Source organism: Kitasatospora sp. NPDC101176 (assembly GCF_044768035.1).
Taxonomy (GTDB): domain Bacteria; phylum Actinomycetota; class Actinomycetes; order Streptomycetales; family Streptomycetaceae; genus Kitasatospora.
This window is the reverse complement of the sequence record NZ_JBIWPA010000001.1, coordinates 200,410-222,748: the sequence shown is the minus strand read 5'-3', so window position 1 is coordinate 222,748 and position 22,339 is coordinate 200,410. Positions and strand designations below refer to the sequence as shown.

Sequence of the window (22,339 nt, the reverse complement as noted above, 5' to 3'; positions counted from 1 at the left end):
CCGGATGGACCTGCTCGACCCGCCCCCCGACCTCTACGGCCGCCCCCGCGCCGACAGCTTCATGCGCCGGCTCACCGCCTTCGGCGACCGCTACTCCCCGGCCCTCGGCAGCCCGCTGCTGCGCCGCAACCCCCGCCGGCCCCTCAGCCGCCCCACCCCACCGCTCCAGCTGGTCGTCCGGGCCCGCCGACAGCTGGCCGCCGAGGTCGTCGAGCTGACCCTGGCCGACCCCTCCGGCGGGGCGCTGCCACCCTGGCAGCCCGGCGCCCACCTGCGCCTCGCCCTGCCCTCCGGCCGTGAGCGCCACTACTCGCTGACCGGCGACCCGGCCGACCGCGCCGCCTACCGGATCGCCGTGCGCCGCCTCCCCGGTGGCGGCGGCGGTTCCGTCGAGGTCCACGAGGCCCTGCACCCCGGCAGCCGACTGACCGCCCGCCGGCCCCGCAACGGCTTCGCCTTCTGCTCCGAACCGGCCGTCCTGCTGCTCGCCGGAGGCATCGGCATCACCCCGTTGCTCCCGATGGCCCGGGAGGCGCAGCGGCTCGGCCTCGACTGGCGCCTGGTGCACACCGGCCGCAGCGCCGACACCCTGCCCTACACGGACGAGCTGCGCGCCCTGGACCCGCGGCGGGTGGTGCTGCGCACCGACGACGGCCACGGCGTGCCCGGCGGCGCCGAACTGCTCGCCCACGCCCCGCGCGGCGCGGCCGTGTACTGCTGCGGCCCGGCCCCGATGCTCACCGCCGTGCAGCGCGCCCTGGACGGATCCCCGGCCAGGGCCCTGCACTTCGAGCGTTTCGGTGCCGCCCCGGTCACCGACGGCGCGCCCTTCACGCTGCGTCTGGGCGCCGACGGCCCGGAGCTGGACGTCCCCGCGGACCGCTCCGCCCTGGACGTGCTGCGCGAGGCCAGGCCGGACCTCCCGTACTCCTGCCACCAGGGCTTCTGCGGCACCTGCGAGGTCCGCCTGGTGGCCGGTACGCCCGAGCACCGGGACCGCCGCCTCACTCCCGAGCAGCGCGCCGCCGGCGCCCTGTTGCCCTGCGTCTCCCGGGCCGCCGAGGGCGAGACCCTGGTGCTCGACCTGTAGGGCTTGCCCTGGCGCACCCAACGCCCCGGCGCACCCTGGCGCACCCAACGCCCCGGTGCACCCGGCGCAGCCTGGCGTACGGGGCGCCGCACCCGCAGCGTGTCCGACCTCGTGCTCGACCTGCCGAAGGAGCCAAGGATGGCGAACCCCCCGACCTTCCCCTACGACGAGCGCGACCTCGCCCGCTTCCGGGAGACCCAGCAGCTCGCCTACCACTGCGCCGAACAGGTCGCCGCCTGGATCGAACCGGGCGTCACCGAACGGCAGACGACCGCCGAGCTGCGCCGCCGTCTGGTCGCGGCCGGGGTGCAGGACTTCTTCCACGTCCCCTTCGCCTGGTTCGGCGACCGCACGGCGTTCCGGCACTTCCGCACCCCGCTGCAGTTCTTCGCCGGCAACCGCCGCCTGGAGGAGGGCATGCCGTACGTGCTGGACTGCGCGCCCGTCGTCGACGGCTACACCGCCGACATCGGCTACGGGGGCAAGGTCGGCGAGAACCCGGTCTGGGACCGCCTCGCCGCGGACCTCCAGGTGTACCGGGAGCTGATCCTCGCCGAGGTGCGCGCCCGCAAGCCGCTGGACCAGGTGTACGCGGCCGTGGACGCGCAGATCGCCGCGCACGGTTACGACAACCGCCACCGGGTGTACCCGGGCCGGGTGATCGGCCACCAGGTCACCCGCACCACCGCGCGCGGCCCGGCCGGGGTCAACGTCCTCGGCTTCGGCGTGCGGACCCTGCAGACCCTCGGCCGCGAACTGGTCACCGAGCGGCTGCACGGCCGCTCGCCGCTGTGGGCGGACGGTCGGTCGTCCCGGCACGCGCCCACCCCGGGCCTGTGGGCGGTCGAGCCGCACATCGGCTTCCGCGGCGTGGGCATCAAGTTCGAGGAGCTGCTGGTGGTGACGGAGGACGACGCCCACTGGCTCGACGACGACCTGCCGCACGTCCGCCGCTGGCAGGACGCCGCAGGCACCGCGGCCGCCCCCGCGCCCGCGCCGTCCCCCGCCTCCGCCCCCGCCGGGCCGACGACCGGGCGAACCGACGAGCCGACCCCCTCGACCGCCACCCTGGAGGCCACCCGATGAGCACCCCCGCCCCCGCCGGGACCGTCCGCCGCCGCACCGTCCACTCCGGCGGTCTGCCGCTCGCCGTCTTCGAGCAGGGCGACCCGGACGCCCCCACCGTCCTGCTGGTGCACGGCTATCCGGACACCCACGCCGTCTGGGACGACGTCGCCGCCGACCTCGCGCGCGACCACCACGTGGTCCGCTACGACGTGCGCGGCGCCGGCGAGTCCGGTGTGCCGACGACCCGCGACGGCTACCGGCTGGCACAGCTGGCCGACGACCTGTTCGCGGTCGCCGACGCCGTCAGCCCGGACCGCCCGGTGCACGTGGTCGCCCACGACTGGGGCTCGCTGCAGTCCTGGGAGGCCGTCACCGAGCCGGGCGCCGAGCACCGGATCGCCTCCTACACGACCATGTCCGGCCCCTGCCTGGACCACATGGGCTACTGGCTGCGCCACCGGATGCGCCGGCCCACTCCGCGCCATCTCGGTCAACTGCTCCACCAGGGCGTCCACTCCTGGTACATCACCGCCTTCCACCTGCCCTTCCTCGCGCCGGGCGTGTGGCGCCTGGGCCTGGCCCGGGCCTGGCCGCGGGTGCTGCGCGACCTGGAGCGTGTCACCCCGCGGGCGGACCACCCGCAGCCCAGCCTGCGCCGCGACGCGGTGCGCGGCATCGAGCTGTACCGGGCCAACTTCCGCCCCGCGCTGCGCAGTCCGCGGGAGCGCCCGACGCAGGTGCCGGTCCAGTTGGTCACCCTCACCCGGGACCGCTACGTCGGCACCTACCTCTCCGAGGGCCTGGAGCGCTGGGTGCCGAACCTGACCCGGCGGACGCTGCACGCCGGGCACTGGTCGGCGCTGCTGGAGCAGGGGGCCACCGTGGCCGGGCTGGTCCGGGAGTTCACCGGCCGGATCGAGCGCGGCGGCGCGCAGGCCCCGCAGCGGTCCGCACGGTCCCTGGGGGACGGCCGGCTGGTGGTGGTGACGGGCGGCGGCAGCGGCATCGGCCGGGCGACGGCGCTGGCCTTCGCCGAGGACGGCGCCCGCGTGGTGGTCTGCGACCTCGACCTCGCCGCCGCCGAGCGCACCGCCGAACTCGCCTCGCTGATCGGCCCGCCGGCGCACGCCTACCGGGTGGACGTCGCCGACGGCGCGGCCGTGGACGCCTTCGCGCAGGCGGTGGCCGCCGAGCACGGCGTGCCCGACGTGGTGGTCAACAACGCCGGGATCGGCCACTCCGGCACGTTCCTGCAGACCACCGAGAAGGAGTGGCAGCGCGTCCTGGACGTGAACCTCTGGGGCGTCATCCACGGCTGCCGCGCCTTCGCCGCGCTGATGGCCGACCGCGGCCGGGGCGGCCACCTGGTCAACGTCTCCTCGGCCGCCGCCTACCTGCCCTCGAAGGCTCTCACCGCCTACGCGACCAGCAAGGCCGCGGTGTTCATGCTCTCGGACTGCCTGCGCGCCGAGCTCGCCGGGCACGGCATCGGCGTCTCGACGATCTGCCCCGGCATCGTCAACACCAACATCACCCGCACCTCCACCTTCTCGGCCACCACCGACGCCGAGCAGGCCGCCAAGCAGGCCCGCGCCGCCCGGCTCTACGCCCGCCGCGGCTTCCCCCCGGAGAAGGTCGCCACGGCGATCCTGGACGCCGTCCGCACCAACCGGCCGGTCGTCCCGGTCACCCCCGAGGCCAAGGCCGCCCGCTTCCTGAGCCGCCTCAGCCCGGCCCTGCTGCGCCTCGCCGCCCGCCTCGACGTCACCTGACCGGGCCCGCTGCCACGGCACCCCGCCCCCACCGGCACGACCGCCGGACCGACCATCGGGACGACCGTCCGGGACGACCGCACGGCACGACCGCCGGGACGACCCGGCGAGGGGGCGGGGCCGCGGGCTGCCCCGGAGGGTGTGACAGGATCGAGGTCCATGGAGATGACGACGGCTCTTTGGTCATTCGCGCTGGTGGTGGGCCTGCTCACGCTCACGCCCGGGCTCGACACGGCACTGGTCCTGCGGACGTCCGCGCTGGGCGGGCGGCGGCAGGCGTGGGGGGTCGTGCTGGGGATCCAGACCGGCACCCTGGTGTGGGGCTCGCTCACCTCGGCCGGGGTGACGGCGCTGCTGACGGCCTCGCAGCTGGCCTACGAGGCGCTGCGCTGGGGCGGGGCCGCGTACCTGGTCTGGATGGGCGTCGGGATGCTGCGCGGCAGGAGCGGGCAGCCGGTCGCCGAGGAGGGGCCCGCGCACGGCGGGTTCGTCCAGGGCTGGCGGCGCGGTGCGCTGACCAACCTGCTCAACCCCAAGGTGGGGGTCTTCTACGTGGCGGTGCTGCCGCAGTTCATCCCGGCCGGGGCGCCGCACCTCGCCGCCGGCGTGGCGCTGACCTGCGTGCACGTCGTGGAGGGCCTGCTCTGGTCGACGGTCCTGGTGGGCTTCGCGCAGGCGGTGCGCGGCTGGCTGCGCCGCCCGGCCGCGCGCCGACTGATGGACCGGGTCACCGGGATCGTGGTGGTGGGCTTCGGCCTGAAGCTGGCCCTCTCGGACTGAGCCGCCCGCCGCCGCCCGTCCGCCGCCGCCCGTCCCTCGCTGCCCGCCCCGCTCAGCGGCCGAGCCGGGAGAGCCCCTCGCGCAGTTCCTGGGCGTTCATGCAGAGGTGCACGTCGATGTCGGCGTTCATCTCGAGCCAGAACGGTTCGCAGATGGACGGCAGCGCCGCCTCGTCGGGGACGTCCACGACGATGATCTGGCAGCGGCGTCCGTTGCGGGCGAAGAAGTAGGCCGCCTCCGGCTTGAGGTTCCCGAGGAGCCGTTCGAACTTCTCGCCGATCGAGCCGTCGGCGATGAGCCTGTTGGACGTCTCGGTGTCGATCTCGATCTCCAGCAGCGCGCGCATGACGCCGCTCCTTCCCGGGGCTCGGGCGAGTCCGCAACTCCAGCGTCCCGCCGCGGCGGTGGGCACGCAACGTCACTCGGCCGGCCGCCCAGGACTGGCCGCGGTGACGGCGCCGGGGCTGCATGGGAATCGCCATTCCCGAGCGCGCAGGAGCGACCCATGGCGATCATCGTGCTCTTCGACATCCCCGGTGTCACCCAGGCCCAGTACGACGCCGCGATCTACCGGCTGACCGGCGGAAAGGGCCTCCACCAGCCCTCGGACCTGCCGGTCCCGGGCCTCCTCTCGCACACGGCCGGGCCGACGGAGGACGGCTGGCACGTCACGGACGTGTGGGAGGCCCGCGGGGCGTTCATCCGGTTCAGCGAGGTGCTGATGCCGATCCTCGAGGAGGTGGGCATCCCGACCGTGCCGCCGCGGATCCTGGAGGCGCACGCGGTGGTCACCGCCCCCGTCCCGGAGGGCTGAGCCGGCCGGTGACCGCCGCCGCCGGGTCCGCAGCCGACCGCCGCACCCGCCCCCGGGCCGGGCCTCCCGATCCCGACCGCGGCCCCGGCCGTTACACCGGCTGCGGCCCCGACCGTGACACAGACCCAGACACCGACCTAGACCCAGGCCCAGACACCGACCTAGACCCAGACCCAGGCCCAGACCGCGGTCCGCTCAGGCCGCGTGCGACGAGGCCCGGGTGAGGGCGGCGGGTGAGGGCGCGTCGGTGGCGGGGGCCTGCGCGGCGGCCTCGTGGTGGATCGGCCCGTCCCCGGCGCTCAGCGGCAGGCAGCTGCCGCCGCGCCGGTGGGCGACGATCTCGGCGGCGACGGAGACGGCCGTCTCCTCGGGCGTGCGGGCCCCGAGGTCGAGCCCGATGGGGGAGCGCAGCCGGCCGATCTCGGCCTCGGTGAGGCCGACCTCGCGCAGCCGCGTCTCGCGGTCCCGGTGGGTGCGGCGCGAGCCCATCGCGCCGACGTAGCCGACCTGCAGCCGCAGGGCGCGCTCCAGCAGCGGGATGTCGAACTTGGCGTCGTGGGTGAGCACGCAGAGCACGGTGCGCCCGTCGATCCGGTCGAGCTGGGAGTCGAGGTAGCGGTGCGGCCAGTCGACGACGACGTCGTCGGCGTCGGGGAAGCGCCGCCGTGTGGCGAAGACGGGGCGGGCGTCGCAGACGGTCACGTGGTAGCCGAGGAACTTGCCGATCCGCACGACGGCGGCGGCGAAGTCGATGGCGCCGAAGACGAGCATCCGCGGCGCGGGCACGTAGGACTCGACGAAGCAGGTGACGGTGCCCTGCTCGTGCTCGTCGCAGGGGCGGCCGTCCAGGCCGAGCACGATGCGCCCGGTGCGTCCGGCGTCGAGCATGGCGCGGGCCTCGGTGACGATCGCCCGCTCGAGCGCGCCGACGACGGTGGGGGCGGGGGAGAGGGCGCCGTGGTGGGTGTCGGCGGTGACGGCGACGGTGGCGCCGGCCAGTGCGCCGGGCCCGGCGATCACCCGGGCGAGCGCCACCGGGGTGCCGGAGGCGATGTAGGCGATGCCGGCGTCGAGTCCGGCGTCGGCCCCGGGGACGACCGGCTGGACGAAGACGTCGAGGATTCCGCCGCAGGTCAGGCCGACGGCGAAGGCGTCCTCGTCGCTGTAGCCGAAGCGTTCGAGCACCGGCTCGCCGGACTCGATGGCGGCCTGGCACAGCTCGTAGACGGCACCCTCGACGCAGCCGCCGGAGACGCTGCCGACCGCCTCGCCGGCGGCGTCCACGGCCAGTGCGGCGCCCGGGTCGCGCGGCGCGCTGCCCGAGACGCCGACGACGGTGGCGACGGCGAAGGAGCGCCCGGACGCGTGCCAGGCCTGCAGCTGCTCGGCGATGTCCTGCATGTCGGGGGCTCCTTGTCGGTCGGGGGCCGGCGGGCCGGCGGGCCGCGGGGTCGGGGGCGGGGGCCGTGGTTCGTGGGGGCGGACGGGGCGGACGGCGTGGAGGGCGTGGACGGGCGGCGGGGGCCGGTGCCGGAACGCCGCCGTACGGGAAACGATCCCGTACGGCGGCGGTGCCGCTTAGTGGGCCCCCAGCAGGGACTTGACCGGGGTGAGGGCGAAGTAGACCAGGAACACGACGGTGAGGATCCACATCAGCGCACTGGGCTCGCGCCACTTGCCGGTGCCGGCCTTGATGGTCACGTACGAGATGACGCCGGCGGCGACGCCCGCGGTGATGTTGTACGTGAACGGCATCAGGACGCAGGTGAGGAAGGCCGGGATGGCGACCTCGCGGTCCGACCAGTCGATGTGCCGGGCCTGGCTCATCATCATCGAGCCGATCACGACGAGGGCTGCGGAGGCGACCTCGACCGGGACGATGCCGGCGAGCGGGGAGAAGAACAGCATCAGGGCGAACATGGCGCCGGTGACGGTGGAGGCGAGGCCGGTGCGGGCGCCGTCGCCGACGCCGGTGGCGGACTCGACGAACACGGTCTGTCCGGACGCGCCGACCACGCCGCCGACCGCGCCGCCGGCGCCGTCGATGAACAGCGCCTTGGACAGGCCGGGCATCCGGCCCTGCTTGTCCGCGAGGCCCGCCTCGGTGCCGACGCCGATGATGGTCGCCATCGCGTCGAAGAAGCCGGCCAGGACGAGGGCGAAGACCGCGACCGAGGCGCTGATGGCGCCCATGCCCTGGCTGCCGAAGGCGCCGAAGAGGTCGACCTTGCCGAAGAGTCCGAAGTCGGGGGCCGCGATCGGGCTGCCGGGCCACTCGGGGACGGAGCTGGCCCAGGTGTGCTCGGGCAGCGTGACGGTGGCGTTGACGACGAAGGCCACCACGGTGCCGCCGGCGATGCCGATCAGGATGGCGCCGCGCACCTTGCGGGCGAGCAGCACGAAGATGGTCAGCAGGGTGATCGCGAAGACCAGGACGGGCCAGCCGACGAGTTCGCCCTTGGGGCCGAGCGAGACGGGCGGGCCGAACGGGTCCGGGCCGTGGTGGATGAAGCCGGACTTCACGAGGCCGATCAGGGCGACGAACAGGCCGATGCCGATGGTGATGGCGTGCTTGAGCGGCAGGGGTATCGCGTCCATGATCTTCTGCCGGAGGCCGGAGACGACCAGCAGGACGATCAGGAGGCCGTAGACCACGCACAGGCCCATGGCCTGGGGCCAGGTGGTGTTGGGGACCACGATCGCGGAGACGGCGCCGGAGACGGAGAGGCCGGCCGCGAGCGCGAGCGGCACGTTGCCGATCACGCCCATCAGGATGGTGGTGACGGCGGCGGCCAGCGCGGTGGCGGTGGTCAGCTGCGCGTGGTCGAGCTTGAAGCCGGTCTTGTCGGCGCCGCCGAGCAGGATCGGGTTGAGCAGGATGATGTACGCCATCGCCATGAAGGTGGTGAGGCCACCCCGCAGCTCGTTGGCGAGCGTCGATCCCCGGGCCGAGATCTTGAAGTACGAGTCCAGCGCGTTCTTCGGGCGTGCTTCCGGGGACGGCGCTGTGGTGTCGTCCTCGGCGGGTCTTTCTTCGGTGGTGCCGGCTTCCGTGGGGATCCGGGTCATGTCCACTCCCAAGTGTCAAAGGGGGTTGGGGTGGGCGAGCCGACCTGATCGCCAGTCAACGAGGTTGGCGCAGGGGGACTGTTCGACTCACTGGGCGCACACTGTGGCGGTGCCTGCGGTGCGTAGGTGGTGCGCACCGCTGCAGAACCCCGGCGTGGGAGAGGCAGCGGGATGGGGCTTTCGCGTGTCGGCTGGTGGTGCATGGGGGTGCCTGTACTGCGTGGTGGGGGTGGTGCTGTGTGGGGTTGTGCTGCCCCGGGGCGGCGGGGAAGACGGTCGCCGCCCCGGGGAGGTCGTGGTCCCGGGGTCAGCCGGGCTGTTCGGTGGTCAGGTGCTCGGGCCGGACGGGGATCCGGGTGAGCGCGAGGCCGGTGGCGTTGCGGATGGCGGCCACGATCGACGGCGTCGCCGACACGGTGGGGGCCTCGCCGACGCCGCGCAGCCCGTACGGGGCGTGCGGGTCGGGCAGTTCGAGGATCTCCACCGGGATCGGCGGGGTGTCGAGGATGGTGGGGATCAGGTAGTCGGTGAAGGAGGCGTTGCGCACCTTCCCGTCCCGCACGATGATCTCCTCCATCACGGCGAGGCCGAGCGCCTGGGTGCAGCCGCCCTGGATCTGGCCGACGACGGAGAGCGGGTTGAGCGCCTTGCCGACGTCCTGGACAGCGGTGAGCTCGACCACCTTGACCAGGCCGAGGTCGACGTCCACGTCCACCACCGCGCGGTTGGCGCAGAAGGTGTACTGGACGTGGCCGAAGCCCTGGCCGGTCTCCTTGTCGAAGGGGACGGTGGGGCGGTGGTGGTGCTCGCGGGTGAGGTCGATGGCCTCGTCGCCGAGCAGGTCGACCATGGAGACCAGCGCGCCGGAGCCCGCCGAGACGACCTTGCCGCCGTTGAGCGTGATGTCGTCGTGGGTCCAGCCGTAGCGGCGGCGGCCCTTCTCGATCAGCGCCCGCTTGACGGCCTCGGCGGCCAGCTTCACCGCGCCGCCGGTCATGTACGTCTGGCGGGAGGCGGAGGTCGAACCGGCCGATCCGACCTCGGTGTTGGCCGGGTGGATGGTGACCAGCTCGACGCCCAGCTCGGTGCGGGCGATCTGCGCGTGCACGGTGACGCCGCCCTGGCCGACCTCGGCCATCGCGGTGTGCACCATGGCGACCGGCTCGCCGCCGATGACCTCCAGGCGCACCCGGGCGGTGGAGTAGTCGTCGAAGCCCTCGGAGAAGCCGACGTTCTTGATGCCGACCGAGTAGCCGACGCCGCGCACGATGCCCTCGCCGTGCGAGGTGTTGGACAGCGCGCCGGGCAGCTGGCGCACGTCCAGGTGCTCGGTGTCCAGCGGCGGCGGCAGCGGCATGTCCTTGACGCGGCGCAGGAGTTCGGCGACCGGGGCCGGCGAGTCGATCTGCTGGCCGGTGGGCATGTGGTCGCCCTCCGACATCGCGTTGAGCTGCCGGAGCTCGACCGGGTCCATGCCGAGCGCGGCGGCCAGCTTGTCCATCTGCGTCTCGTAGCCGAAGGCGGCCTGGACGGCGCCGAAGCCGCGCATGGCGCCGCAGGAGGGGTTGTTGCTGTACAGCGCGATGGCGTGCATCTTGACGTTCGGGATCACGTACGGGCCGTGTCCGAGCGAGGCCGCGTTGCCGACGACGGCGGGCGAGGCGGAGGCGTACGCGCCGCCGTCCAGCACGATCCGGCAGTCGGCGTAGACCAGCTTGCCGTCGCGGGTGGCGCCGTGCTCGTAGTGCATCTTCGCCGGGTGGCGGTGCACGTGGCCGAAGAAGGACTCGTCGCGGGCGTAGACGATCTTCACCGGCTTGCCGGTGTGCTGGGCCAGCAGGCAGGCGTGGATCTGCATCGACAGGTCCTCGCGGCCGCCGAAGGCGCCGCCGACGCCGGCCAGGGTGAGCCGGACCTTCTCCTCGGGCAGGTCGAGCACCGGGGCCATCTGCTGGCGGTCGACGTGCAGCCACTGGGTGGCGATGTACAGGTCGATGCCGCCGTCCTCGGCGGGCACCGCGAGGCCGGACTCGGGGCCGAGGAAGGCCTGGTCCTGCATGCCGACCTCGTAGTCGCCGCTGACGACGACGTCCGCGAGCGCGCGCACCTCGTCGGTGACGCCGAGGCCGGAGACCAGCTTCTGCTCGTGGCAGATGTTGCCGTATCCGTGCGACTTGTACTCGTGCGGCTCGTGCACGTAGCCGTGGGTCTCGGGGTCGAGGCACTGTTCCTCGGTGACGATCGGGGTGAGCACCTCGTACTCGACCTTGATCTTCTTCACCGCGCGGCGGGCCGTCTCCGGGTGGTCGGCCGCGACCAGCGCGATCGCCTCGCCGTGGTAGCGGACCTTGTCGATGGCCAGCGCCGGCTGGTCCTGGATCTCCAGGCCGTAGTACTTCGAGCCGGGGATGTCCCGGTGGGTGAGCACCGCGTACACGCCGGGCACCTTGAGCGCCTCGGAGATGTCGACGGAGAGGATGTTGGCGCGGGGGTGCGGCGAGCGCAGCGCCATACCCCAGAGCATGTCCTCGTGCCACATGTCGGACGAGTACGCGAACTCGCCCTTGACCTTCAGGTTGCCGTCCGGGCGCAGCGGCGAGCCGCCGATGCCGTCCTTGGACGCCTGGTCGATGTTCTGGAGGTTCTTCTGTCCCTGGATGGTGCGCGTGCTCATGCGGACTCCGCCTCCCCGGCGCACTTGCGGGCGGACGCCAGCCGCACCGCGTCCATGATCTTCTCGTAGCCCGTGCAGCGGCAGAGGTTGCCCGACAGCGCCTCGCGGATGTCGTTGTCGCTCGGCTGGGCGTCCCGCTCCAGCAGCGCGTCGGTCTGCACCAGCAGGCCGGGGGTGCAGAAGCCGCACTGCACGGCGCCGGCGTCGATGAACGCCTGCTGGACGAGGCCCAGCTCGCCGTTCTCCTCGGCCAGGCCCTCGACGGTGCGCACCTCGCGGTCCTGCACCTGGCCGGCCGCGACCAGGCAGGAGCAGACCGGCACGCCGTCCAGGTAGACGGTGCAGGAGCCGCACTCGCCCTGCTCGCAGGCGTTCTTCGAGCCGGGCAGGCCGACCCGCTCGCGCAGCACGTACAGGAGGCTCTCGCCCTCCCAGACGTCGTCCGCCTCGACCGGCTTGCCGTTGGCGGTGAAAGTGACCCTCATGCCGCGCTCCTGATCTGCTTGCTGTAGTCGTTCCAACACCAGGTGAGGGTGCGGCGGGCCATCACGGCCAGGGAGTGGCGCCGGTACTCGGCGGTGCCGCGGACGTCGTCGATCGGCGAGGCCGCGGCCTTCACCAGCTCGCCGAAGCGCTGGATCACCTCGGTGCCCAGCAGGCCGCCGGACTCCCAGAGGCCGCGCTCGGCGAGCACGCCCTGCAGGTACTCCTCGGCCTCGACGGCGCGGCGCGGCGTGGGGGCGGCCGAACCGATGCCGGTGCCGACCGTGCCGTTCTTGGGGTGGAGGGCGAAGCCGAAGGCGCAGACCGCGATCACCATGGCGTTGCGGGTGCCGATCTTCGAGAACTGCTGCGGGCCGTCCGCGACCGGGATGTGCACGGCCCGGATCAGCTCGTCCGCCTCCAGGCTGTTGCGCTTCACCCCGACGTAGAACTCGTCGATCGGGATCATCCGGGTCCCGCGCACCGAGGCCGCCTCGACGAACACGTCGCGGCCGGCCGCCAGCAGCGCGGGGTGCGCGTCACCGGCGGGGGAGGCACCGCCGAGGTTGCCGCCGACGCCGCCGCGGTTGCGGATCTGCGGCGAACCGACGGTGTGGGCCGCCAGCGCCAGCCCGGGCAGCGGCCCGGACAGCTCGTCGATGATCCGGGCGTACGGGACCGAGGCGCCGAGCTTGACGACGCTGCCGTCGTTCGACCATTCGGTCAGCTCGGTGACGCGGTTCAGGTCGAGAATCGCGGATGGCCGGTGCACGTCGAAGTTCATCTCGACCATGACGTCCGTACCGCCCGAGATGGGCAGCGCGGTCGGGTACTCAGCCTTCGCCGCGAGTGCCTCGTCCCAGGTAGCGGGCCGAAGGAACTCCATGCGGGTGTCTCCTCAAGTCGTCGCCTGCCGAACGGGTGGGCACAGTGCCCGGAACTCGGTGTTCGGACCTCGCTAACCGCTTCGTCGCCTCCGCGTCGGGCCCCGGTCACCGGGTTGTGTCCGGCGGCGTGTCGCCCAGTGAACCGCTGTGACGGGGCCCACTGGCAGTCACCGATGGCATGAAGCCCCGGCTGTGCTCCAGCCCGGCATCCTGTACGTTCCTCTAAGGAGCGCAATTCCGCAGCCCAGGTGTTCACCGGGTGCTACCTACGACCGTAATCCGGTCGTGATTCGCAAGCTACGGGCCCGTGATCCGGCGGCCCGGTGGTACGTAACGCCGAGCACGGATGTTCGGGCACACTGTGACCCCCGGCAGCGTGCCCGGGCCCCCCACCCTCACCCCCAGCCCGTTAGGAGTCCGCGGATGCGTGTCCGTGACCTGCTCGCCCCCGGCGCCCCGCGACTGCGCCTGCTCACGGCGGAGGACGAGCTGGACCGGCAGGTCAGCGGCGTGATGACCACGGACCTGCACGACCCCGGGCGCTACCTGCACGGCGGCGAGCTGGTGCTCACCGGCATGCTCTGGCGCACCGGCCCGGCCGACTCCGAGCGGTTCGTGCGCACCATCGTGGCCGGCGGCGCCGTCGCCCTGGCGGCCGGCGAGGCCGAGGTCGGCCCGGTGCCCGAGGACCTGGTCGAGGCCTGTCGACGGCACCGGATGCCCCTGTTGGCGGTACCGGACGACATCGCCTTCGGCACCGTCACCGAGTTCATCGGCCGCCAGGTGTCGGCCGACCGGGCCGCCGACCTCGCGGCCCTCGTCGACCGGCACCGCCTGCTGGTCTCGGCGGCCGGCGGCGGCGGCCTGGACGCCGTGCTGGACCTGCTCGGCGGCGACCTCGACCTCGACTGCTGGGTGCTCACCCCCACCGGCGCGGTGATCGCCGGCCCCGCCGACCGGCTGTCCGCCGAGGACCGCGACCAGCTGGTGCGCGCCCACCTGGGCGCGCAGCGCCAGCGCCGCCGCCCCCCGCACCGGGCCCGGCTGGCCGGCGGCTCCTACTCGCTGCTGCCCGCCGCGGCCTCGGCCGAGCAGGACGCGCCGCTGGCCGACTGGATGCTCGCCGTCGCCGGCGACGTCACCGAGTGGACCACCAAGCGCCAGCAGCTGGCCGAGAACCTGGCCCGGCTGGTCGCCGCCGAGCGCCAGCGCCGCGACGAGGGCCGCCGGCTGCGCCGCCGACTCGCCGACGAACTGCTGGACCGGCTGCAGCGCGACGCGGATCCGGCGGAGATCAGCCGCGCTCTGTACGCCTCCTCGGCGATGGCCGCCCGCTACGAGAGCCCCGAGCCCAGGGCCCAGGTCCAGGACGGCTCCTGGCTGGTGGTCAGCGCGGAGGGCACCGGTCTGCCGGAGGGCATGGTGCGCGCGGTGCTGGAGGAGGCCCTCGGCGGCACCAGCGACCGCGCGCTGATCGCCGGGGCCGGCACCGGCGCCGTGGTGGTCCTGCCCGCCCTGGACGCCGCGGTGCCCGCCGACACCCTGCGCGAGCTGCTGGCCCCGCTGGAGGCCGGACTCGGTTCGGAGGGCCGGATCACCCTCGGCGTCTCGGCCCCCGCGGCCGAGGCCGGCGGCCTGCGCGGCGCCCTGGAGGAGGCCCGGCACGCCCGACGGATCGCCGCCGCCCGGGTCGGCCGGGTCTGCGTGGCGGGCCCGGAGGAGCTGGCCTCGCACGTGCTGCTGCTGGCGGCCGTTCCGGACGAGGTCCGCCGGGCCTTCCGCAGCCGGCTGCTGGACAAGGTCATCGCGTACGACATCGAGCACCAGGCGGACCTGGTCCGCACCCTGGAGGCGTTCCTGCGTTCGGACGGCTCCTGGACGCGCTGCGCCGCCCAGCTGCACGTCCACGTGAACACCCTGCGCTACCGGATCGGCCGGATCGAGGAGCTGACCGGGCGTGACCTGTCCCGGCTGGAGGACCGGGTGGACTTCTACCTGGCGCTCGAACTGGCCTGACGGCTCCCCGGGCCCGCGCGGCGTCCACGACATCCGTGCCCTCCGGCGGGCCCGTGGCCTCCGGCGGGTCCGCGGTGCCCGGGGACCCGGATCGCCGTCCGGCCTCCGGCGGGCCCGCGCCCTCCGGCGGGTCCGGGAACGCCGCAGGGCCCGCCGCGGTGTGCGCGGCGGGCCCTGCCGGGTGCTCAGGGGGCGGTCACTGCACCGGGATGACCCCGGTCAGCCACTCGAAGGCGCTGGGGACCATGCCCTTCCACAGCTCGGTGGAGTGCGGGCCCGGGGTCTCCTGGATCTGGACCTTGGTCGGCTCCTTGGCCGCGGCCTGGATCGCCTGGGCGTCCTCCAGGCCGTCGCCCTTCTTGCCGCTGATGAAGAGGGAGACCTTCGGCGGGGTCTGGGCGGCCTTCAGGATGTTGACCGGGTTGTTCGCCTCGCGCAGCTTCGGGTCCTTGCCCACCAGCGAGTCGCCCTCGGAGGCCGGGTCGTTGTAGCCGGACATCGAGACGGCGGCGCGGTAGCGGTTGGGGTGGGCCAGGGACAGCTTGGCCGCGCAGTGGGCGCCAGCCGAGTAGCCGGCGATCGCCCAGCGGTCGGCGGACGGGTCGGCGCGGAAGTTGTCCAGGACCATCTGCGGCACGTCGCGGGTGAGCCAGGCGTCGGCGTTGACCTTGCCGGGGATGTCGGTGCAGCCGGCGTCCTGGTGGTTGCCGAGCAGCAGGGTGCGCGGCGAGACCAGGATGAACGGGGCGACCTTGCCCTGCTGCATCAGCGGCTTGAGCTGCTCGGAGACCTTGAGGGTGCCGTACCAGGTGGAGGAGGAGCCGGGGTAGCCGGGGATCAGCTCGACGACCGGGAACTTCTTGTCCTTGAACGCCGGGTCGTTGTACTGCGGCGGCAGCCAGACCAGCACCTCGCCGTCGACGCCGGACACCTGGCCCTTGAGCTCGGTCTTCTGGACGTCGCCGGGCACCGCCGGGTCGTTGACGCCGCCGAACTTCTGGGCGACCTTCGGCGGCTGCTTGGCGGCGTCGCCGCTGTTCTGGCCGCCGTTCTGGCCGGCGGGGGCGCCCGGCTCGGCCGGCGGGACGGAGGGCACGGCCCGGACGTGGTCACCGGTGCCGAGGAGGTCGTCCCAGCTGCCGTAGATGAGGTTGGCGTTGTTGACCATGACGAAGACCATCAGCACGGCCGTGACCTGGCAGAACATGATCATGACGAGCCTGGACAGGATCCGCACCGGGTTCGGTCCGGGGACCTTTCCCCAGAAGAGCAACGCCACCGCGATGGACACCGGCACCAGGATGACGGTGAGGACGAAGAATGGCGTACCTGTCAGTTGCATCGAGTTCTCGTATCCGGGTCGCTGGCCGTCCGGACCCCACTCGCCCGGACGCACTCCAATGGCATTGGACGGCTGTGAACCGATGATCGGTTGCCGTCCGAATCTGTGCGGAACCTGAGAGGAACATCACGTCTCCGTGCTGAACCTGCGGTGGGTCGGCGTTGTCGGCGCCACCCGGACGGCGGTCGTCCGGACGAGATGTCCAGCGAACTTCCAGGAAGGTCCCCCGAGGCACCTTACCTCCCGTGCCGTGCACCCCGCCGGGCGAGGCGGTGCGATCACGCGGCGGGCGGCCAGAGAGGATAGGGGGATGAGCACAACCCGCTTTCGCCCGTCCCGCCGCATCTGGCCCGTGTGCGCCGTCCTGGCACTCGCGGTCACCGCGGCCGGTTGCAGCAGTACCGGAGGCAGACGCGCCGAGGAGGCCCGCGCCAAGGCGGCGGCCGCCGCCGGCAGCGCCGTCACCACCCCGCGCTGGAAGGTCGCCATGGTGACCCACGCCGGAGCCGGCGACGCCTTCTGGGACAGCGTGCGCAAGGGCGCCGAGCAGGCCGCCGCCAAGGACAACATCACCTTCCTGTACTCCAACGACGCGCAGACCCAGAACCAGGTCCAGCTCGTCCAGGCCGCCATCGACCAGAAGGTCGACGGCCTGCTGGTCACCCTCGCCAAGGGCGACGCCATGGCCGACGTCCTCGGCAAGGCCAGGGCCGCCGGCATCCCCGTGATCACCATCAACTCCGGCCAGGAGTTCTCCGCGAAGTTCGGCGCGCTCACCCACATCGGCCAGGACGAGTCCACCGCCGGCCAAGCCGCCGGCACCGAGCTGGCCGGCCGCGGCCGCAAGAACGTGCTCTGCGTCATCCACGAGCAGGGCAACGTCGGCCAGGAGCAGCGCTGCGCCGGCGCCCAGGCCAAGGCCGGCGGCACCTTCCAGGTGCTCTACGTCGACGGCGTCAACATGCCCGACGCCCGCGCCGCGATCTCCGCCAAGCTCCAGGCCGACCCGTCCGTCGACACCGTCCTGACCCTCTCCGGCCCGATGGCCGCCACCGGGCTGCAGGCGATCCAGGACGCCCGTCGCCCCGTCGAGCTGGACACCTTCGACCTCGGGCAGCAGGTCGTCGCCGGCCTCAAGTCCGGCAGCGTCGGCTTCGCCGTCGACCAGCAGCCCTACCTGCAGGGCTACGAGGGCGTCGACCTGCTCTGGCTCTACCGGAGCAACCTCGACATGCTCGGCGGCGGCAAGCCCGTCGCGACCGGACCGCAGATCCTGACCAGGGACGACGCCGACGCGCTCGCCGAGTACGTCGCGAGGGGGACGCGGTGACCGCCACCGACGTCCTCGCCCAGGACCGCCCGGCCGCGCTGCGCCGCCTGCTCGCCCGCCCCGAACTCGGCTCGCTGATCGCCGCCGTCGCGGTGTTCCTGGTCTTCGCCGCCGCGGCCGGGCCCTTCCTCCGGGTCTCCTCGCTGGGCACCGTGCTCTACGCGGCGTCCACCATCGGGATCATGGCCGTCCCGGTCTCGCTGCTGATGATCGGCGGCGAGTTCGACCTGTCGGCCGGCGTGCTGGTCACCACCGCCGCGCTGACCTCCTCGATGGTCTCCTACCAGTTCACCGCGGTGACCTGGGTCGGGGTGGCCGTCTCGCTCGCCGTCACGCTGGCGGTCGGCGGATTCAACGGCTGGATGCTCGGCCGCACCCGGCTGCCCAGCTTCATCGTCACCCTCGGCACCTTCCTGATGCTGACCGGTGCCAACCTGGGCGTCACCAAGCTGGTATCCGGCACCGTCTCCACCAAGCCGATCTCCGACATGCAGGGCTTCGCCTCCTGCCGCTGGCTGTTCGCCTCCGAGGTCACCGTCGGCGGACTGACCGTCAAGGCCACCGTCTGGTGGTGGTTGGGCCTGCTCGCGGTCGGCACCTGGATCCTGCTGCGCACCCGCTTCGGGAACTGGATCTTCGCCGTCGGCGGTGACGCGGCCGCCGCCCGCGCGGTGGGCGTGCCGGTCGCCCGGACCAAGACGCTGCTCTACCTCGGCGTCGGCTTCGGCGCCTGGGTGCTCGGCCAGCACCTGCTGTTCTCCTTCGACACCGTGCAGTCCGGCGAGGGCGTCGGCAACGAGCTGATCTACATCGTCGCGGCCGTCATCGGCGGGTGCCTGATCACCGGCGGCTACGGCTCGGTGGTCGGCTCGGCGCTCGGCGCGCTGATCTTCGGCATGGTCAGCAAGGGGATCATCTACGCCCAGTGGAACCCGGACTGGTTCAAGTTCTTCCTCGGCGCGATGCTGCTGCTCGCCGCCCTGCTGAACGCCTACGTCAAGCGCCAGGCCGAACGGGGGCCGCGATGAGCAGCGAAGAACTCCTCGCGCTGGAGGGCGTCGGCAAGACCTACGGCACCGTCCGCGCCCTCCAGGACGTCTCGCTCACCCTGCACGCCGGCGAGATCAGCTGCGTGCTCGGCGACAACGGGGCCGGCAAGTCCACCCTGATCAAGATCATCGCCGGACTGCACCAGCACGACGAGGGCACCTACACCGTAGGCGGCGAGGAGGTCCGGCTCACCTCCCCGCGGCAGGCCCTGGACCTCGGCATCGCCACCGTCTACCAGGACCTCGCCGTCGTCCCGCTGATGCCCGTCTGGCGCAACTTCTTCCTCGGCTCCGAGCAGGGCCACCGCCGCTGGGGCGGGCTGCGCCTGGACGCCGAGGGCATGCGCGCCACCACCCGCGAGGCGCTCGCCCGGATGGGCGTCGACCTGCACGACGTCGACCGCCCGATCGGCACCCTCTCCGGCGGGCAGCGCCAGTGCGTGGCGATCGCCCGCGCCGTGCACTTCGGCGCCAGGGTGCTCATCCTGGACGAGCCGACCGCCGCGCTCGGCGTCAAGCAGTCCGGGGTGGTCCTCAAGTACGTCACCGCAGCCCGCGACGCCGGGCTCGGAGTCGTCCTGATCACCCACAACCCGCACCACGCGTACCTGGTCGGCGACCACTTCACCCTGCTCAAGCGGGGCCGGATGGCCGGCAGCCACCCGCGTGCCGCGATCGGCCTCGAACAGCTCACCACCGAGATGGCCGGCGGCTCCGACCTCGCCGAACTCTCGCACGAGCTGGCCCGCCCCGACCCCACCACCCCTCGTGAGGAGCGTCCGCAGCCGTGAACAGCCCCCAAGGCGGCACCCGGCCGGCCGTCCTGCCCACCCTGCTCGGCCTCGGCCCGCGGGCCGAGCGCCGCCGCCGTGCCCTGCCCGCCGGGATACTGCGGCTGCCCACCATCGGCGTCGACATCGGCGGCACCAAGGTGGTCGCCGGAGTGGTGGACGGCGAGGGCAACGTGCTGGAGAAGCTGCGCACCGACACCCCGGACAAGAGCAAGAGCCCCAAGGTCGTCGAGGACGTCATCGTCGACCTGGTGCTGGAGCTCGCCGACCGGCACGACGTCCACGCCGTCGGCATCGGCGCGGCAGGCTGGGTCGACGCCGAGCGTTCCACCGTGCTCTTCGCCCCGCACCTCAACTGGCGCGGCGAACCGCTCCAGCAGGCCCTCAGCGAGCGGCTGCGCTTCCCGGTGATCGTCGAGAACGACGCCAACGCCGCCGCCTGGGCCGAGTGGCGCTTCGGCGCCGGCCGCGGCGAGGACCACATGGTGATGCTCACCCTCGGCACCGGCATCGGCGGCGCCGTGGTGCGCGACGGCTACGTCGACCGCGGAAAGTACGGCCTGGCGGGGGAGTTCGGGCACATGCAGGTGCTGCCCGGCGGCCACCGCTGCCCGTGCGGCAACCGCGGCTGCTGGGAGCAGTACTCCTCCGGCAACGCGCTGGTGCGCGACGCCCGCGAGCTGGTCGCCGAGGAGTCCCCGGTGGTGCAGCCGCTGCTCGCCCGGGCCGGCGGCGCGGTCGAGGGCATCACCGGCCCGCTGGTCACCGAGGCCGCCCGGGCCGGGGACCCGACCGCCACCGAACTGCTCTACGAGGTCGGCACCTGGCTGGGCGTCGGCATCGCCAACCTGGCCGCCGCGCTCGACCCGGGCCGCTTCGTCATCGGCGGCGGCGTCTCCGAGGCCGGCGACCTGCTGCTCGGCCCGGCCCGGGACACCTTCCGCCGCACCCTCACCGGGCGCGGCTTCCGCCCGGAGGCCGCCATCGTGCACGCCGCCCTGGGCAACGAGGCGGGTCTGGTCGGCGCCGCCGACCTCGCCCGCCAGGTCGCCCGCCGCTTCCGCACGATCAAGCGGCGCCGGGTCGAGCGCAGCGCGGCGGGCTGACCGGTCCGGCGGACGGGTTTCGGCGGACAGATTTCAGCAGACAGATTTCAGCGAACAGATGACGTTATCTGTTCGCTGAAATCTGTCATCTGAAGTCTGTCATCTGTTCCCTCCCCGCCCCCTCCCCGCCCCTCTCTGCCCCTCTCTGCCTCGCCTCGCCCGACGCGCAGGCTACCCGCCGGTAGTGTCGCGGTGTGGTTGTCGGATCCATGTCGCCTGTGGAACAACTGAGTTGACGTCGACTCAGGAGGACTCGGATGAGGGCGCTGGCCCGTCTCGCACCGTCACTGCTGCTCGCCACCGCGCTCGTCTGGTCCACCACCGGGCCGGCCGGGGCCGCCGCGCCGCCGCCGAAGGTGCCGGAGGCGGTCGGCTGGGGAGGCGCCGTCGCCAGCGTCGACGCCGACGCCACCGCCGCCGGGATCGAGGTGCTGCGCAAGGGCGGAAACGCGGTCGACGCGGCGGTGGCCGTCGCCGCCGCGCTCGGGGTGACGGAGCCCTACTCCTCCGGCATCGGCGGCGGCGGGTACTTCGTCTACTACGACCACGCCACCGGCCGGGTGCACACCGTCGACGGCCGCGAGGTGGCCGGCCGCACCGCCGGCACCGGGCTGTTCCTGGAGGACGGCAAACCGCTGCCCTTCGCCGACGCCGTCACCAGCGGCCTGTCCGTCGGCGTCCCCGGCACCCCCGCCACCTGGGACGCCGCGCTGCGCCAGTGGGGCAGCCGCCCGCTCGCCGACGTGCTGGAGCCCGCCGAGCGGATCGCCGAGAACGGCTTCGTCGTCGACGACACCTTCCGGGGCCAGACCTCCGACAACTACAGCCGGTTCAAGGACTTCCCGGCCACCGCGAAGACCTTCCTGCCGGGCGGGAACCTCCCCGCGGTCGGTTCCGTGCTGCGCAACCCCGACCTCGCCGCGACGTACCGGCTGCTCGCCAAGGACGGCGTCAAGGCCTTCTACCAGGGCGAGTTGGCCAAGGAGATCGCCGACACCGTGCAGCACCCGCCGGTCGACCCGGCCTCCGGCCGCAACGCCCGCCCGGGCAGGGTGGACACCGCCGACCTCGCCGCCTACCAGGTCCGCCGCCAGGCCCCCACCCACGTCGCCTACCGCGACTACGACGTCTACTCCATCGCCCCCTCCAGCTCCGGCGGCACCACCGTCGGCGAGGCCCTCGGCATCCTGGAGGACGGCGAGCTCTCCGCGTACGACGGCACGCAGTACTACCACCACTTCCTGGACGCCTCCCGGATCGCCTTCGCCGACCGCAACCGCTGGGTCGGCGACCCGGCCTCTGAGGACGTCCCCACCGCGCAGCTGCTCTCCCCGCGCTACGCCGCCTCCCGGGCCTGCCTGATCGACCCCGGCCGCGCCCTCACCAGCCCGCTCGCCCCCGGCGACCCGCGCCACCCCGCCGACTGCGCCTCGGCCGGCCCCGCCGTCGCCGAGCCCTACGAGGGCCCCAACACCACCCACCTGACGGTCGCCGACCGTTGGGGCGACGTCGTCTCGTACACGCTCACCATCGAGCAGACCGGCGGCAGCGGCATCACCGTCCCCGGCCGCGGGTTCCTGCTCAACAACGAGCTCACCGACTTCGACTTCGCCCCGCTCACCCCCGGCGTCCCCGACCCCAACCTGCCCGGCCCCGGCAAGCGCCCGCGCTCCTCGATCTCCCCGACCATCGTGCTGCGCGACGGCGAACCGCTGCTCGCCACCGGCAGCCCCGGCGGCGCCACCATCATCACGACCACCCTGCAGGTGCTGCTGGGGCGGCTCGACCGGGGCCTGAGCCTGGAGCAGGCCATCGCGGCGCCGCGCGCCAGCCAGCGCAACACCGCCGCCACCCAGGCCGAGCCCGGCTTCCTCGCGCTGCCCGAGCGGCCCGGGCTGGACGCGCTCGGGCACGTCTTCGCGCCCGTCGCCGAGATCGGCGCCGCCACCGGCGTGGAGCGGCTGCCGGACGGGCGCTGGGTGGCGGCCGCCGAGCCGGTGCGGCGCGGCGGCGGCTCGGCCGCGGTGGTGCGGCCCGCGGGCTGACCGGCCGGGGCCGTCGGTGCCGG

General features: G+C 73.5%; 18 protein-coding genes. 11 read left to right on the top strand and 7 right to left on the bottom strand.

Annotated elements, in window-relative coordinates; all coding sequences use genetic code 11:
• Positions 1–4: 4 nt before the first annotated feature.
• The 4 genes from ACIRS1_RS00890 (at position 5) to ACIRS1_RS00875 (ending at position 4,710) form a co-directional block, all read left to right on the top strand.
• Positions 5–1,090 (top strand): PDR/VanB family oxidoreductase, encoded by a 1,086-nt coding sequence (locus tag ACIRS1_RS00890; protein ID WP_402835775.1) that lies wholly within the window; start codon positions 5–7, stop codon positions 1,088–1,090.
• A 138-nt stretch (positions 1,091–1,228) separates the two neighbouring features.
• Positions 1,229–2,176: a M24 family metallopeptidase gene (locus tag ACIRS1_RS00885; RefSeq protein ID WP_402835773.1), complete on the top strand. Its 948-nt coding sequence runs from the start codon at positions 1,229–1,231 to the stop codon at positions 2,174–2,176.
• Positions 2,173–3,930 carry an SDR family oxidoreductase gene (locus tag ACIRS1_RS00880; RefSeq protein WP_402835771.1) on the top strand — a complete coding sequence of 586 codons (1,758 nt, stop codon included), beginning with the start codon at positions 2,173–2,175 and terminating at the stop codon, positions 3,928–3,930. The genes ACIRS1_RS00885 and ACIRS1_RS00880 overlap by 4 nt, the downstream gene beginning before the upstream one ends.
• A 159-nt stretch (positions 3,931–4,089) precedes the next feature.
• A complete protein-coding gene (locus ACIRS1_RS00875) occupies positions 4,090–4,710 on the top strand; it encodes a LysE family translocator (protein WP_402835769.1) in 621 nt (206 codons plus the stop codon).
• Positions 4,711–4,762: 52 nt separating this feature from the next.
• Here ACIRS1_RS00875 and ACIRS1_RS00870 read toward each other — a convergent pair whose 3' ends face one another.
• The gene (locus ACIRS1_RS00870) at positions 4,763–5,056 is read right to left on the bottom strand and encodes a hypothetical protein (protein WP_402835767.1); all 294 of its coding nucleotides are present in this window, start codon (positions 5,054–5,056) and stop codon (positions 4,763–4,765) included.
• Between the two features lie 159 nt (positions 5,057–5,215).
• On the opposite strand from ACIRS1_RS00870, the gene ACIRS1_RS00865 reads away from it, so the two are divergent.
• On the top strand, positions 5,216–5,524 hold the full coding sequence (locus tag ACIRS1_RS00865) for a hypothetical protein (RefSeq protein ID WP_402835765.1): 309 nt from the start codon (positions 5,216–5,218) through the stop codon (positions 5,522–5,524).
• Between the two features lie 195 nt (positions 5,525–5,719).
• Here ACIRS1_RS00865 and ACIRS1_RS00860 read toward each other — a convergent pair whose 3' ends face one another.
• The 5 genes from ACIRS1_RS00860 to ACIRS1_RS00840 all read right to left on the bottom strand — a co-directional run bounded on the left by ACIRS1_RS00860 (position 5,720) and on the right by ACIRS1_RS00840 (position 12,636).
• Positions 5,720–6,925 carry an XdhC family protein gene (locus ACIRS1_RS00860; RefSeq protein WP_402835763.1) on the bottom strand — a complete coding sequence of 402 codons (1,206 nt, stop codon included), beginning with the start codon at positions 6,923–6,925 and terminating at the stop codon, positions 5,720–5,722.
• A gap of 177 nt (positions 6,926–7,102) precedes the next feature.
• Positions 7,103–8,593, bottom strand: coding sequence for an NCS2 family permease (locus tag ACIRS1_RS00855; protein ID WP_387897255.1), 1,491 nt, complete (start codon positions 8,591–8,593; stop codon positions 7,103–7,105).
• A 307-nt stretch (positions 8,594–8,900) separates the two neighbouring features.
• Positions 8,901–11,267, bottom strand: a complete 2,367-nt coding sequence (gene pucD, locus ACIRS1_RS00850; protein WP_360214008.1) for a xanthine dehydrogenase subunit D — start codon at positions 11,265–11,267, stop codon at positions 8,901–8,903.
• Positions 11,264–11,752 (bottom strand): (2Fe-2S)-binding protein, encoded by a 489-nt coding sequence (locus ACIRS1_RS00845; RefSeq protein ID WP_402835760.1) that lies wholly within the window; start codon positions 11,750–11,752, stop codon positions 11,264–11,266. Before ACIRS1_RS00845 ends, pucD begins: the two co-directional genes overlap by 4 nt.
• Entirely contained in the window at positions 11,749–12,636 is an 888-nt protein-coding gene (locus tag ACIRS1_RS00840; protein WP_360214012.1) for an FAD binding domain-containing protein, read from the bottom strand. Before ACIRS1_RS00840 ends, ACIRS1_RS00845 begins: the two co-directional genes overlap by 4 nt.
• A gap of 424 nt (positions 12,637–13,060) precedes the next feature.
• On the opposite strand from ACIRS1_RS00840, the gene ACIRS1_RS00835 reads away from it, so the two are divergent.
• Positions 13,061–14,653 (top strand): PucR family transcriptional regulator, encoded by a 1,593-nt coding sequence (locus tag ACIRS1_RS00835; protein WP_402835758.1) that lies wholly within the window; start codon positions 13,061–13,063, stop codon positions 14,651–14,653.
• A 196-nt stretch (positions 14,654–14,849) separates the two neighbouring features.
• Here ACIRS1_RS00835 and ACIRS1_RS00830 read toward each other — a convergent pair whose 3' ends face one another.
• Positions 14,850–15,995 (bottom strand): alpha/beta hydrolase, encoded by a 1,146-nt coding sequence (locus tag ACIRS1_RS00830; protein WP_402835756.1) that lies wholly within the window; start codon positions 15,993–15,995, stop codon positions 14,850–14,852.
• Positions 15,996–16,305: 310 nt separating this feature from the next.
• Here ACIRS1_RS00830 and ACIRS1_RS00825 point away from each other — a divergent pair, with 310 nt between their 5' ends.
• The 5 genes from ACIRS1_RS00825 (at position 16,306) to ggt (ending at position 22,316) form a co-directional block, all read left to right on the top strand.
• Positions 16,306–17,325: a substrate-binding domain-containing protein gene (locus tag ACIRS1_RS00825; RefSeq protein WP_360214018.1), complete on the top strand. Its 1,020-nt coding sequence runs from the start codon at positions 16,306–16,308 to the stop codon at positions 17,323–17,325.
• Positions 17,322–18,353 (top strand): ABC transporter permease, encoded by a 1,032-nt coding sequence (locus ACIRS1_RS00820; protein ID WP_402835754.1) that lies wholly within the window; start codon positions 17,322–17,324, stop codon positions 18,351–18,353. Before ACIRS1_RS00825 ends, ACIRS1_RS00820 begins: the two co-directional genes overlap by 4 nt.
• Complete coding sequence (locus ACIRS1_RS00815) at positions 18,350–19,165, top strand: ATP-binding cassette domain-containing protein (RefSeq protein WP_360214022.1); 816 nt, start codon at positions 18,350–18,352, stop codon at positions 19,163–19,165. The genes ACIRS1_RS00820 and ACIRS1_RS00815 overlap by 4 nt, the downstream gene beginning before the upstream one ends.
• A complete protein-coding gene (locus tag ACIRS1_RS00810) occupies positions 19,162–20,271 on the top strand; it encodes an ROK family glucokinase (RefSeq protein WP_402835752.1) in 1,110 nt (369 codons plus the stop codon). Before ACIRS1_RS00815 ends, ACIRS1_RS00810 begins: the two co-directional genes overlap by 4 nt.
• A 257-nt stretch (positions 20,272–20,528) precedes the next feature.
• The gene (gene ggt / locus ACIRS1_RS00805) at positions 20,529–22,316 is read left to right on the top strand and encodes a gamma-glutamyltransferase (RefSeq protein ID WP_402835750.1); all 1,788 of its coding nucleotides are present in this window, start codon (positions 20,529–20,531) and stop codon (positions 22,314–22,316) included.
• Positions 22,317–22,339 lie beyond the last annotated feature (23 nt).